We start from the raw sequence: 13281 nt of genomic DNA, 5'->3' as shown, positions 1-13281 counted from the left end.
ATAACATGAGTTTTAGCATGTCAAATCAAGCATGGCTGTCACAAGGCACATTGGTCTTAGCCAGTAACAATAAAGGTAAAATTGCTGAATTTGAAAAAATGTTTAGCGATTTAAACTTGCCTGTAGATGTGATCCCACAAGGTCAACTCAACATCGAAGATGCCATTGAAGATGGTTTAAGCTTTGTTGAAAATGCGATTATTAAAGCCCGTCATGCCGCACGTATTTCAGGTAAACCGGCCATTGCTGATGATTCAGGTTTGTGTGTACCCAGTTTAGGCGGTGCACCGGGTATTTATTCAGCGCGTTTTGCTGGTGCACACGGCGATGATGCTGCCAACAATGCCAAATTATTAGCCGACTTAAAACCATTACGCCAAGACGGAAAAGCCATTGATGGCATGTTTGTATGCGTATTGGCCTTGGTTGAACATGCCGATGATCCATTACCTAAAATCTTCCAAGGGATTTGGCACGGCGAAATTTTAGAACAAGCACGCGGTGAAAATGGCTTTGGTTATGATCCCCTGTTTTGGTTGCCTGAACTCAATGTTTCAAGCGCAGAACTTTCAAAAGAAGAGAAGAATAAAATAAGCCATCGTGGTCAAGCCATGCAACTGTTACGTGCATCCTTAAGCCAGTAATGCTTTAAGCTGCGTCTATAGGCGCAGCTTTAATTTAACAACCCGAAGCCATGTAGCAACAATCCATACACGCTAATGATTAATGCACTGGCAATCGTGCCTGAAGCAATGTATTTCGCTGAATGCCCTGTACCTTGATAATGGGTTTCTAAAGCCACAATATTGGCGGCTGGTGGCAAACAAAAGAACATAAAAATCACCGCATAGGTTAAAGCTAAATGTGGAATTGGTAATAGAAAATAGGCTACTACACAGATAACAACCGCCAGCAACATGCGTATTAAAATCAAATGTAAACTTAAACATAAATCGCTGAGTTGAATTTTGACTTTGCTTAACCACATCCCTAGCACGCACATGCCCACGAAGGTCACTAAAAACTTATTGGTTTGATAGACTAAATCAATTGCGAGTGTATATTGATAAGCTCTTAAATCCCAAAAAGACAAAATTCCTGCAAGGCTTAAAGCCACCACAGGCGGGGATTGCAGCACATTTTTAATCATAAAACTTGTGCTTTGCTTGGTTTGACTCACCGCCATCACAGCACACATATTTCCAAATAATGAACCGCCGATATACAACGCAACAATGGTATTGGTGGCTTCTTTACCAAAAAGTACTAAAGCAAAGGGGAAGCCTAACCATGCGCCATTTAAATAACTTAAACACAGTGCTTGTAATTTATCTTGGCGTAACACATAGAAAAAGCTAAAGAAGATAACCGAGCTTAAAAAACTTAAGCCCACCAACCACAAGCCACCTTGTTGGTAAAACACCATATTGTAAATAATCAATATGGGGATAAATAGCCGTGCCAAACTTGCTGCCAACCATGGGCGGATGGGTTTGAGTTGCTCTACGGCAAAATAACCAATTAAAAATGCAAGGATTGGAACAATTAACACCATCACACAACAGCTCAGAGCAAGCAGTGCCTCATGCTAGCACACTCATTTAGGCGGGCGATGCTGGATTTTCTTTAAACTGCAATATAAACGTCACCCTGTTGTCATATAGAGCTGTTGAGATAGGCACAGAATAATTCGAGGGAAATCTTATGGCAGGCTTATCAATTTGGCATGTACTTATTTTTGCAATTGTGGTGCTGTTATTGTTTGGTACATCAAAGCTAAAAAACTTAGGTAAAGATGTGGGTGGCGCAGTCAAAGACTTTAAAAAATCAATTCGTGAGGATGAAACGAGCACCGCACAGCTCAATGAACCACGGACGCTAGAACACACTAGTCAAAATATCCAATCCAATCATAAACATTAATTTGGATGTTGTAACATGCTCAATATTGGAATGACGGAGCTATTGGCATTCGGCATCATTGCATTATTGGTGCTTGGGCCAGACAAACTCCCAGAAGCGGCACGTTTTGCAGCTAAAAGCTATGCCAAAATTAAACGCTTAATCAGCAATGTACAAAATGACATTGACCGTGAATTACGTTTATCTGAACTCCGTGAACAAATGCAGCAGGAAATGCAAAAAATTCAAGCCTTAGAGGCAAAAATGCAAGCCCAAATGCAACAACTTGAACAACAAAAAGTCAGCTTAATTGAACCAGAACAACTGCCAGTAGCACGCAAGCAGATTGCCTATGTGCCTTGCCAGCAACCGCTGTTACGCAGCCCTATGCTAACAAAAAAAATCAATGACCCTGTATACAAGGTGGCACTATGAACAGTTCTTCTGAGCACATCCATCAGGCAGAACAGCTCGGGGAAATGCCTATTACTAAGCATTTGATTGTGCTACGTCGGCATTTATTTAAAATTGTGGGTTTGTTGATCGCTTTATTTTTTTGCTTATTGCCCTTCGCGAATGAAAGCTATCAACTAATGTCTGAGCCACTACGTGCCCAGCTGCCGATCAGTTCATCCATGATTGCGACAGATGTGACCGCGACCTTTATGGCTCCGTTTAAACTAAACTTTTTTGTTGCATTAATGCTGGCGATGCCATTTATCTTGTATCAACTGTGGGACTTCGTCAAACCTGCACTCTATGCCAAAGAAAAGCGCCTTGCCTTACCCCTATTATTGGGTAGTATTGTGCTGTTTTATAGCGGCATTGCCTTTGCATACTTTGTCGCTCTGCCCTCAATTTTACATTTTTTTATCAGTGTTGCGCCTGAAACCGTTGCACCGATGACCGACATTAACAGTTATTTAAGCTTCTGTTTAAAGCTGTTTTTAGTGTTTGGTTTAACCTTTGAAATTCCAATTATTACACTGGTACTCATCCTAATTGGCGTGGTCACAACCGAACAATTGGTGGCCAAAAGACGCTTTATTATTGTCGGTTGTTTCTTTATTGCCATGTTTGTCACTCCCCCAGATGCCCTCTCAATGATTATGTTGGCAGTGCCCATGTGGATGCTGTTTGAACTGGGTTTGTTGGCAGGGAAAATTTTAGAAAAACGTAAATAAAATAAATACTTAATTAAATTATAGAGCAGCTTAAAACTGCTCTTTTTTATTTCATGAGATTGCAACAAACTGTTCAAGAATTTGTCATATTTGCCCTTTAAGGTGTTGTTCAACGATTTAAGTACCGACGCATCCAATCGCTAGGAAAAATAACATGTCTGAACAAATGCCTTTTAATGATGATTACGATAGCAATACTTCGGGGAATGCAGAATTTCTAGATTTATTTAATAAAAGCATCAGCCGCCGCGAACTTATTACTAAAACTGCAGGCGGTGCGGTTGCCATTACTTTAGCCACCACTTTAACAGGCTGTAATGACGACAATAATTCAGCGCCTGCAGGCACAGATGGTACATTTGACGACAGCAAAACCCCGTCAAGCTTACAATTTAAGGCAGTTGATAAAAATACTTTAAATGCATTTACAGTACCTGAAGGCTATGAAGCACGCGTGTTATATGCCATGGGCGACCCAATTGCTGCTAGTTTAAGCGAATGGGATGACAATAACGTGCCGTCGGGTGCATCATTTACCAAGCGTTCAGGCGACTGTCATGATGGTATGACCTTCTTTGGCATGAAAAACAGTCAATATGATGCCAATGAATCCAATGAAGGTTTATTGGTGATGAACCATGAATACATTAACAATGCCAACCTGATTCATCCTGCGCAAAATACCGTAAATCAAGCTATTCGTGGTGAAGATGATGTCATCCGTGAAATCAATGCCCACGGCGTATCAATTGTGCATGTAATCAAAGATCCAAATAGCCAAGTGGTACGTATTAACCAAAGCTCACCATTTAACCGCCGCATCACTGCCGCAACACCAATTGATTTTGCTGGCCCAGTCAAAGGCAATGACTTAGTTAAAACTGCAACCAGTCCTGAGGGCACATTCTCATTGGGGACTATCAACAACTGTGGTAATGGCTATACCCCATGGGGCACTTACTTAACTACAGAAGAAAACTTTAACCAATACTTCTCGCGTGAAGATACAGATCGTAGCGAAAATGAGCTGGTATCGTTAAACCGTTATAAAATTCCAACCAACAGCGGCTATCGTTGGCACACTGTAGAAAACCGTATTGCCGATGAAGAATACCAATATGACCGTTGGTTGACTCGTAAAGAAATGGATTTGACAGCCAGCCAAGATTTTCGCAACTCAACTAACACCTTTGGTTGGATCGTTGAAATTGACCCATTTGCCAGCAATGAGCGCCCTGTTAAACGTACCGCTTTGGGTCGTTTTGCTCACGAAGATTGCCGTGCGAGCCGTGCCATCCAAGGACAAAATTTAGCCTTCTATATGGGTGATGACTCAACAGGCGAATATATTTATAAATTCGTTTCAGACAGCAAATGGGACCAGCGTGATGTGAACGGTGGCTATGCTGCTGGCGACAAATATATGAATAATGGTAAGTTATATGTCGCTAAGTTTGACTTTAATGAAGCAACACAAAGCGCCACAGGTCAATGGATCGAACTGAGTATTAATCATCCATTGATTGCCAATTATGACAAATACCGCTTTGCTGACCAAGCCGATGTTTTAGTCAATGCACGACTTGCTGGTGATGCAGTGGGCGCGACCAAAATGGACCGTCCAGAATGGGTTGCCGTGAATCCTAAAAATGGTGAAGTCTATGTAACCTTAACCAACAACTCAAACCGCGGTCGTAGCTATGAAACTGATGCTGCCAACCCACGTAACTACTTTGACAACGACAGCGGTTCAACCTCGCTACGTGGCAATATTAACGGTCATATCATCCGTTTACGTGAAGATGGTGATACCACAACAGCAAGCAGCTTTGTTTGGGATATCTTCTTATTTGGTGCAGAAGCCGATTCATTAAGCAACGTGAACTTATCAGGTTTAACCGATGCCAATGATTTCTCAAGCCCAGATGGTATGTGGTTTGACCCACGCGGTGTACTATGGATTCAAACTGATGATGGCGCATATACCAACGAAACCAACTGTATGATGTTAGCTGCCCTACCAGGTCAAGTCGGTGATGGTCAAATCACACAAGCAAAATCTGGCGATAGCACACAAGTCACGCCAGCAGGTGCGAGTTTAGATGACTCAAAATTGCGTCGCTTCTTGACGGGTCCAAGTGGCTGTGAGATTACAGGTGTTACCATGACCCCAGATTACAAAGCAATTTTTGTTAACGTGCAACATCCAGGTGGCACATGGCCAAGCAACCACCCGACTGAATTAAATTTAAGTCGTGGTGTAGGTACGCGTCCACGTTCAGCCACAGTGGTCATTACCCGTAAAGATGGTGGAGTTATTGCAGGTGAAGCTTTAGAGCAAAGCCAACCAGCCTAAATCTAAGCTATAAAAATCCCTCAATATGAGGGATTTTTTTATTGTAGTTTTTGGGAAATTTTTACGATTTGACCAATTGGCGCAGCATGTTGATTTTTTTCTAACCATAACCACTGCTGCTGTTTTAAACATAAAAAGTTAGAACAACGTGTACCGTAGTTGGGGCTTTGAATAAACGTCGAAGATAACAATTGTTCCATCTGTCGTGATATCCCCGTTTCAGGTAATAATTCAGGCAAAATTTGGCGTTGATCTTCTAAAACATCCCAAACTGCCGTTTCTACTTGTGCTGTATCTTGCTGCAATAAAGGCAAAATCTCTTGGGTAAAACGCTGGCGCAAATGGCGAGTTTTTTCCCAGCCCTCACTCATTAAGCCATTGGATACCACATAAACCCCACGGGCCAAAACTTGCGGTGCTTCGCCACGATTACTCATATACACCGCTTGCTGCTGATCACCACAGATTAAATTAAAACCCGCATAATCACACTGTTTTGCTTCGAGCTGTTTGGCAAAACGGATCGGGGCTAAATCTGAGTTTAAAAAATCACTGACTATATGCCCGCGTGAGGTTAGATAAGTATTTTTATCCAGTGCATTTCTAAAATTGGTGAGTACTGCCCAACGCCCTGTAGCAGTCACTCCCATCCATGTACCGCCTTGCACCACATCACGTCCAGCAATAATCGGTTGATCTTGCCACTGGTGCAACGTCTGACTGGGTCTTTGATAAAACTCATCCCGATTGGAAATCAGACAGATTGGCAGATCATCAATCACCTGCCAAGCTAAAGCCATAATACACATCTACTACTCTCCGATCTTTACACATTGAATGTACAACATTTTTCGGGACTTTCCGCTAGAATCTAAGCAAAACAATATCAAGGAATCTACATGCTGACCTATCCAAATATTGACCCCGTTGCCATTGCAATTGGGCCATTACAGGTACATTGGTACGGACTAATGTATTTATTGGCGTTTTTATTTGCTTGGGGACTTGCGACCTATCGTGCTAAACAGCGTCAAGGTTGGACAGCGGATATGGTCTCTGACTTAATTTTTTATGGCGCGCTAGGTGTGGTGATTGGTGGGCGTGTCGGCTACGTATTTTTTTACGGCTTCGAGCAGTTTTTGGCAGATCCATTATGGCTATTTAAAGTCTGGACTGGCGGCATGAGCTTCCATGGCGGTTTCTTGGGTGTGGTATTGGCCATGTTGCTGTGGTGCAAAAAATATAAGATGTCATGGTTTCAAACCTTGGACTTTATTGCACCCTGCGTACCGACAGGCTTAATGTTTGGCCGTATTGGTAACTTTATTGGTGGCGAACTCTATGGTCGTGCGGTCACAAATCCTGATTTTCCATTGGGGATGATTTTCCCAACCGATCCTTTGCAGTTGGTACGTCATCCATCCCAGCTCTATCAAGCACTGGCAGAAGGTTTAATTTTATTTATTCTGCTGTGGTGGTTTAGCAGCAAGCCGCGCCCACGGATGGCTGTTTCTGCGCTGTTCTTAATGGGTTATGGCTTAGCACGCTTTATCATGGAATTCTTCCGCGAACCCGACAACAGCCAATTGTTTATCGCATGGATGAGTAAAGGCCAATTCTTAAGCCTACCAATGATTTTAATTGGCATATGGATGCTGTGGTACGCCTACCAAAAAAATATCTATGATTGGGGTCCCAAGAAAATTAACTAAATACAAAAGGTGAAGCAATGGCTTCACCTTTTTTATGCCAATTTGCTACATTAATCTCCCGTGAATTCGATTGGGCAATTTATGCTTGAGTTTTGGTTTGATTCAAAGATCCCTGTTGGACGTAAATTTATTTTATTGGCTGTTTTGGCCTTGAGTACGGCTGGATTGTATCTACTCGCACCCTTAGAATTAAGCGCTATTTTAATGTTTTTAGGTACAGGTTTAATTTTTTTAATCTGTCGCTACTGCAATATGCATTTTATTCAAACACAGAATTTTCTCGCGCGATTACTGCATTGGATTCCGATTGCTCTCCTCATTGCCCTTATTTTTATGCAATTTAAGCACGGTGATATTTTAATTTTAGGTGCACAAGGGATTGGTTTTATGGCTTTAGCCATCTGTATTTTCTCGCCTTTCTCCTTGGTTAATCTTAAGGATCTGTGATGCTAGAGTTTTGGTATTCGGAAAAATGTAATCGTCAGATTAAACTTGTGCTCTGTGTTCTGCTTTGTTTAGTCATTTACAGCTGCGCTAAAGTTGCTGAGTTAAGTATGGCGTTTAGTGTGATGAGTTTGGGCTTAGGCGCGCTCGTACATCTACTTAGGCAGCTTAAGTTAAAACTACAAGCCAATGGACAATATAACTCAGGATTTGATGCATTATTTTTTATTTTGCCGTGTGTGTATTGGCTTATTTTAATATTTTTATTGCCAACGCAACACGTCTGGGCGCTGATGCTACAAGCCGTAGGCTTTAGTGTGCTCGGCTTATTTGTGGTGTCAATTTATAGCCATCGCGCCCGACGTAGCCATTAAAATGCCAGACGATAATATTCGTATTTCACATTTTGGTTTTTATATACTGCATGGCTACGTTGTTTAAAGTCAGATACCCAAGCCGAACCAGAATACGCAGCAATATGGCCATAACGGTTTTTTGCAGTGCGGTCGATAATATAAATATCGCCTTTTTGCGGTTGATCAAAAGACAAATTAATTTTGCGATAGCCAATTTTAGTTAAGGTTGAACCCCAATCAGCTGCTGCCACAGGATGGCTTTGGAATTTGGCACCTGCCGCCTGTAGCGCTAAACGTACACTACGCGCACATTTTTGCGTGCTGGTTTGACGGGTAATCCCTTTTAAAAAGCTAGTCATTTTATTGATATCAATACGCTGACCATTAAAGCTATAGACATTCTTTTCAGGCTTCGCAATTGACTTTGGGGGAGTTTGACCAGCCTGTGAACGAATTACAATATTGGCTTGGACAGGAGCATGCACTTCACTCATGTTGACGCTTTGATCATAAACCATTCTACAGACACCTTCCTAAGCTAAATAGGGCTTAAATAAATTTTGAAGACGGCATCTTACCTATGTTTATGCGCTTTTTCATATCAAAAAATGTAAGGAAAGGTTAAAAAAACACCTAAAAGTCTCCTTATTTATTTAAAAAATCGCAGAATCATCAGATTAGAAAGCAAATGTGAGTGGGCGATTTTTTTCAGAATGTAGCAACAGGTAATTTAATCATCGTTTTTTTGTCTTAGTTGATATCTCATATCAGTTAAAATCTCGCATGATCACTACAGATGTGCTTGGCATGATCGATCTTGATCTGTTACTCAACTGATTTGCACTCAAGTATGGCTTATCTGTATCATTGCCACATTCCTATTTTCTCTTATTCGAGTACATTTTTGCTCTTTTGCTAGCATTAAAATGTACCGGATAAACACAAGCCGAGAGTTCTATGCGTCAATATTTAGACCTTTTACAACATATCCTCGACAATGGTGGCGATAAGGGCGACCGTACAGGCACAGGAACACGTTCTGTATTTGGTCATCAAATGCGCTTTGATCTCTCGAAGGGTTTTCCGCTATTAACCACTAAAAAAGTACATTTTCGCTCGATTGTGATTGAACTTTTATGGTTTTTAAAAGGCGATACCAACGTTCAATATTTAAAAGACAATAAAGTCAGCATTTGGGATGAATGGTCAACCGCAGAACAAACTGCACGTTTTGGCCGTCCTGAAGGCGAACTAGGCCCTGTGTATGGTCATCAGTGGCGGAATTTTGGCGCGACTAAAAATGCCGACAACAGCTATAACCAAGATGGCTTTGACCAAATCAAATGGTTGATTAATGAAATCAAAACCAATCCTAATTCACGTCGTTTAATTGTGTCGGGTTGGAATCCAAATGAAGCTGGACAAGTGGCACTACCACCTTGTCATACCTTATTCCAATTCTTTGTACACAATGGCAAATTGTCTTGCCAGCTGTATCAACGCAGTGCTGATGTGTTCTTGGGCGTGCCATTTAACATTGCCAGCTATGCGCTACTGACCCATATGATCGCGCAAGTCTGTGATTTAGAGGTAGGTGATTTTGTTTGGACAGGTGGTGATACCCATCTATATGCGAATCATTTTGAACAGGCACAATTACAGCTTACACGTGAGCCAATGGGTCTATGTCAGCTTAAACTGAATCCTGAAATTAAAGATCTATTTGATTTTAAATTTGAAGATATTGAAATTATTGGTTATGAATCGCATCCAGGCATTAAAGCGCCTGTTGCAGTTTAAATCACTCTTACCAATCCCTCGTTGTTGAGGGATTTGTTTTATTAAGCTCCTTGGTTATATTTTTTTCTGTTCAGAGTTGTTATGGCTTTTCAAAATTTAGAAGTGGTGCATGTGGTTGCCATGGATCAAAACCGCTGTATTGGCAAAGGCAATGACCTACCGTGGCATATCTCTGCCGACTTACAACACTTTAAAGCCATTACCCAAGGTGGTGTGGTGGTGATGGGTCGTAAGACCTTAGAATCGATGGGTCGTGCCTTACCCAAACGTGTCAATTGGGTGATTACCCGTGATCAAAATTGGCAGTTTGCAGGGACTAAAGTTGCGCATTCGATTGAAGATGCGCTCACTCAGGCTGTAGCCGATGTCAAAGCCTCAGAAAAACCTGACACCATTTTTATTATTGGTGGCGGTGAAATCTTTAGCCAAACTATGCCAATTGCGGATCGTTTAGAACTGACTCATGTTGAACTGGATGTTCAAGGTGATGCACATTATCCGCACATTCCAAACGAGTTTAAAAAAGTCGCAGCAGAACAACATATTGATGACAAAACTGGCATTGCTTTTGAGTTTGCCACCTATCAAAAATAAGCTTCTCTGTTAAGACTTTAATTGCTATGACACAACCCCAATCGAAAACATTCATCACATGGTTACTACATAGTAGCTTTAGTGTTTTTGTGGTTGTGTCATCGTTATGGCTATGTATCGCGCTTTGGGTGCAACAACCTTTGGGTGTGTTGCTGTCACGGGTGTTGATTGGCATATGGCTGGCTTTTGCTTTAAGCGTGCTTGGGGTATATGCCACGCATTTTTTTAGCCGTAAAAAAGATGTATTGCTATATATTATTGGTTTTTTAATGGCACTCGGTTGGTATTTATCTTTACAACCGCAACAAAACCGCGCGTGGAATCCTGAAGTGGCACGTTTGCTCAGTTATGAGCAACAAGACAATCTGGTTACCCTGCATAATGTGCGTAATTTTAGTTGGCAAGCCGATGGCAGCTATATCGAACGTTGGGAAACACGGCGTTTTGACCTTAATCAAATTTCTGGCGTCAATATTATTACCTCCTATTGGATGGGCCCGCAAATTGCCCATACCTTGGTGAGCTTTGACTTTGACAATAGCGCGCCAATTACCTTTTCTATTGAAATTCGCAAAGAGAAAAACGAAGATTTTTCAGCGATTGGTGGCTTTTTCCGCCAGTTTGAATTGAGTCTTGTGGCCTCAGACGAAAAAGATATTATTTATACGCGTAGCAATATACGTGGCGAACAAGTGTATTTCTTCCCCGTTAAAATGCCTGTTGCAGAGCGCCGCGCCTTATTTGAAGAATATTTAGCAAAAGCCGATCAACTGGCACAAAAACCGAAGTGGTATAACACCTTAACCAGTAATTGCACCACTTTAGTGTTTGATATGGTGCAAGCCGTGTCACAAAAAAGCTTACCCACCGATTATCGTTTAATAGCTTCAGGTTACTTGCCTAATTATTTACATGACTTAGGCGTGATCAATCCACATATAGATATGGCAAGCTGGTATCAACAGGCGCATGTGAATCCTAAAAGCCGTGGCAAAAATTTAAGCAGTGCACAATATTCTGCGCTGTTGCGCCAAGGTGTAGTTAAACCTTAATTTTTGTAAATTAAGCTTACATTTTGCCTAAATTTACCTAAGATAATTCATAGTCAATCACAATAACAGGATCATCAATGTTAAAAAAATTATTTGCTCTTAGTCTAGTGGGTGCCAGTTTAGCCATGACAGCATGTTCAAGCACCCCTGTTCAAACTGGGCCTTCTGAAACTATTACCCAAAGTAATTTATTACAACTACAACACGGTACTTGGATTCTTACCCATATTGGCGCCATGCAAGTCACAACTAAACCAAGCACGCTCAACATTCCAAGCTTACAGTTTGGGAACGATGGCCGTGTTTCGGGTGCAGATGGTTGTAACCGCTTAATGGGCAGCTATACTGCAGGACGCGATACCCTAAACTTTTCACAAATGGCGGGTACACGTATGGCCTGCCAAGATAAGACCTATGTACCTGAAAAATACCTCGAAGCCTTAAATAAAGTTACGCATTATCAGGTGTATAACAAAACACTCAAATTATTAGACAAAAATGGTAATGCCTTGCTGCAATTTAACAGCGCTGTGCAACCACGCTAAAGAAAAGTGCTCGAAAAAGCCTGCTATTGCAGGCTTTTTGTGCATTTGATTACAAGATAAGATTGTAGTTATATAAATTAGCCTTATATTAAAGGTTATAAATCAACAAAATTTGGGTAATACAACATGCAACAAGCTTTATTTGGCGGTGGCTGTTTCTGGTGTGTAGAAGCAGTGTTTTTACGCTTACAAGGTGTTAAAAAAGTCACCAGTGGCTATGCAGGTGGTAACACAGAAAATCCAAGCTATGAACAAGTCTGCACAGGTAAAACCAACCACGCAGAAGTATTATTAGTTGATTTTGACGAAACTGAAATCACCTATGCACAGTTGCTTGATGTGTTCTTTGCCACACATGATCCAACAACATTAAACCGTCAAGGTGAAGATGTAGGTACGCAGTATCGCTCAGTGATTTACTACTACAGCGATGAGCAAAAGCAAGCCTCTGAACATATGATCGCCAGCTTAAAAGCAGAAGGTCTAGATATTGTGACAGAACTCAGCCCTGTACCGACCTTCTACCCTGCTGAAGATTATCACCAAAACTATTTTGAAAAGAACCCCACCCAAGGCTATTGCAACTTTGCAATTCCGCCAAAACTGTTAAAGCTACATAATAAGTTTGCACATTTGTTGCGTGACTAATACAAAAAAAGGACTGCCGAGCAGTCCTTTTTTTATGCTGATTTGATTATTTAACAAAAGTCGTCCAAGTAAAATCTTGGCTTTTGCCTTTTAAAGTCATTTTAAGCTGATCATTGGCGACTAATGCTGCCACACCTGCCGGTGTACCAGTCATGACTACATCATCCGGATTTAAGCTAAATACTTGGCTAATGTCTTTCAGCAGTTCAGCAATACTAAAAATTAATAAGGCTGTATCACCCTGTTGGCGTACTTCATCGTTAATTTCTAAGCGATAACGGACTTGATCCCATGCCTCAATCTCAGCGATATCAACCCAATCCCCAAGCATACACGCACCATCAAAGGCTTTGGCACGTTCCCAAGGGTGTCCTTTGGTTTTGAGTTTGTCTTGTAAGTCACGTAAGGTTAAATCTAAACCCAAGGTGACTGCACCAATGGCGGCTAAGGCTTCAGCTGTGTCAGTCACTTGTGACAGCGTTTGATCAATGCGTAATGACAGCTCACATTCATAATGACAACTGCCCAAAGCCTGATTCCAACTAATGCCCTCCGCAAAGCTTTTTAAGCTGCTGGGTGGCTTTAAAAACAAAACAGGTTGCTCAGGTACCGCATTGCCTAATTCTTTGGCATGTGCAGCATAGCTGCGTCCTACGCAGACAATCTTTGACGGTTGCAATGACATGAT

17 protein-coding genes are annotated in these 13281 nt (G+C 41.5%); 13 read left to right on the top strand and 4 right to left on the bottom strand.

The features are described 5' to 3' along the window. Nucleotides 1-17: 17 nt before the first annotated feature. The gene (gene rdgB, locus CYK47_RS06360; RefSeq protein WP_122900009.1) at nucleotides 18-644 is read left to right on the top strand and encodes an RdgB/HAM1 family non-canonical purine NTP pyrophosphatase; all 627 of its coding nucleotides are present in this window, start codon (nucleotides 18-20) and stop codon (nucleotides 642-644) included. Nucleotides 645-673: 29 nt separating this feature from the next. On the opposite strand, the gene CYK47_RS06355 is transcribed toward rdgB, so the two are convergent. After that, the gene (locus CYK47_RS06355; RefSeq protein ID WP_122899981.1) at nucleotides 674-1555 is read right to left on the bottom strand and encodes an AEC family transporter; all 882 of its coding nucleotides are present in this window, start codon (nucleotides 1553-1555) and stop codon (nucleotides 674-676) included. Between the two features lie 149 nt (nucleotides 1556-1704). On the opposite strand from CYK47_RS06355, the gene CYK47_RS06350 reads away from it, so the two are divergent. The 4 genes from CYK47_RS06350 (at nucleotide 1705) to CYK47_RS06335 (ending at nucleotide 5442) form a co-directional block, all read left to right on the top strand. Next, on the top strand, nucleotides 1705-1923 hold the full coding sequence (locus CYK47_RS06350; RefSeq protein ID WP_122899979.1) for a Sec-independent protein translocase subunit TatA: 219 nt from the start codon (nucleotides 1705-1707) through the stop codon (nucleotides 1921-1923). Between the two features lie 15 nt (nucleotides 1924-1938). After that, nucleotides 1939-2337 carry a Sec-independent protein translocase protein TatB gene (tatB, locus tag CYK47_RS06345; RefSeq protein ID WP_122899977.1) on the top strand — a complete coding sequence of 133 codons (399 nt, stop codon included), beginning with the start codon at nucleotides 1939-1941 and terminating at the stop codon, nucleotides 2335-2337. Beyond that, on the top strand, nucleotides 2334-3086 hold the full coding sequence (gene tatC, locus CYK47_RS06340; protein ID WP_122899975.1) for a twin-arginine translocase subunit TatC: 753 nt from the start codon (nucleotides 2334-2336) through the stop codon (nucleotides 3084-3086). Before tatB ends, tatC begins: the two co-directional genes overlap by 4 nt. 154 nt (nucleotides 3087-3240) lie before the next feature. After that, on the top strand, nucleotides 3241-5442 hold the full coding sequence (locus CYK47_RS06335) for a PhoX family protein (RefSeq protein WP_122899973.1): 2202 nt from the start codon (nucleotides 3241-3243) through the stop codon (nucleotides 5440-5442). A gap of 38 nt (nucleotides 5443-5480) precedes the next feature. Here CYK47_RS06335 and CYK47_RS06330 read toward each other — a convergent pair whose 3' ends face one another. Continuing rightward, the gene (locus tag CYK47_RS06330; RefSeq protein WP_122899971.1) at nucleotides 5481-6251 is read right to left on the bottom strand and encodes an NRDE family protein; all 771 of its coding nucleotides are present in this window, start codon (nucleotides 6249-6251) and stop codon (nucleotides 5481-5483) included. A gap of 90 nt (nucleotides 6252-6341) precedes the next feature. On the opposite strand from CYK47_RS06330, the gene lgt reads away from it, so the two are divergent. From lgt to CYK47_RS06315, 3 genes are all read left to right on the top strand, one after another. Further along, nucleotides 6342-7154 (top strand): prolipoprotein diacylglyceryl transferase, encoded by an 813-nt coding sequence (gene lgt / locus CYK47_RS06325; protein WP_122899970.1) that lies wholly within the window; start codon nucleotides 6342-6344, stop codon nucleotides 7152-7154. An 81-nt stretch (nucleotides 7155-7235) separates the two neighbouring features. Next, nucleotides 7236-7601: a hypothetical protein gene (locus CYK47_RS06320; RefSeq protein ID WP_122899968.1), complete on the top strand. Its 366-nt coding sequence runs from the start codon at nucleotides 7236-7238 to the stop codon at nucleotides 7599-7601. Next, on the top strand, nucleotides 7601-7972 hold the full coding sequence (locus CYK47_RS06315; RefSeq protein ID WP_122899966.1) for a hypothetical protein: 372 nt from the start codon (nucleotides 7601-7603) through the stop codon (nucleotides 7970-7972). Before CYK47_RS06320 ends, CYK47_RS06315 begins: the two co-directional genes overlap by 1 nt. Here the strand turns inward: CYK47_RS06315 and CYK47_RS06310 are convergent. Next, complete coding sequence (locus CYK47_RS06310; protein ID WP_122899964.1) at nucleotides 7969-8472, bottom strand: CHAP domain-containing protein; 504 nt, start codon at nucleotides 8470-8472, stop codon at nucleotides 7969-7971. The genes CYK47_RS06315 and CYK47_RS06310 overlap by 4 nt on opposite strands. Before the next feature lie 439 nt (nucleotides 8473-8911). On the opposite strand from CYK47_RS06310, the gene thyA reads away from it, so the two are divergent. The 5 genes from thyA to msrA all read left to right on the top strand — a co-directional run bounded on the left by thyA (nucleotide 8912) and on the right by msrA (nucleotide 12593). Beyond that, on the top strand, nucleotides 8912-9754 hold the full coding sequence (gene thyA, locus CYK47_RS06305; RefSeq protein WP_122899962.1) for a thymidylate synthase: 843 nt from the start codon (nucleotides 8912-8914) through the stop codon (nucleotides 9752-9754). Nucleotides 9755-9835: 81 nt separating this feature from the next. Then, a complete protein-coding gene (locus CYK47_RS06300; RefSeq protein WP_122899960.1) occupies nucleotides 9836-10348 on the top strand; it encodes a dihydrofolate reductase in 513 nt (170 codons plus the stop codon). Nucleotides 10349-10374: 26 nt separating this feature from the next. Then, nucleotides 10375-11400, top strand: coding sequence for an Lnb N-terminal periplasmic domain-containing protein (locus CYK47_RS06295; protein ID WP_122899958.1), 1026 nt, complete (start codon nucleotides 10375-10377; stop codon nucleotides 11398-11400). Between the two features lie 77 nt (nucleotides 11401-11477). Beyond that, on the top strand, nucleotides 11478-11945 hold the full coding sequence (locus tag CYK47_RS06290; RefSeq protein WP_122899956.1) for an META domain-containing protein: 468 nt from the start codon (nucleotides 11478-11480) through the stop codon (nucleotides 11943-11945). Between the two features lie 126 nt (nucleotides 11946-12071). Next, the gene (msrA, locus tag CYK47_RS06285) at nucleotides 12072-12593 is read left to right on the top strand and encodes a peptide-methionine (S)-S-oxide reductase MsrA (protein WP_122899953.1); all 522 of its coding nucleotides are present in this window, start codon (nucleotides 12072-12074) and stop codon (nucleotides 12591-12593) included. 46 nt (nucleotides 12594-12639) lie between these two features. Here msrA and CYK47_RS06280 read toward each other — a convergent pair whose 3' ends face one another. After that, nucleotides 12640-13278, bottom strand: coding sequence for a fumarylacetoacetate hydrolase family protein (locus CYK47_RS06280; RefSeq protein ID WP_122899951.1), 639 nt, complete (start codon nucleotides 13276-13278; stop codon nucleotides 12640-12642). Nucleotides 13279-13281: the final 3 nt, after the last annotated feature.

The organism is Acinetobacter sp. B51(2017) (assembly GCF_003711395.1).
In the GTDB taxonomy this organism is placed as follows: domain Bacteria; phylum Pseudomonadota; class Gammaproteobacteria; order Pseudomonadales; family Moraxellaceae; genus Acinetobacter.
This window is presented reverse-complemented; position numbering and strand designations above follow the sequence as displayed.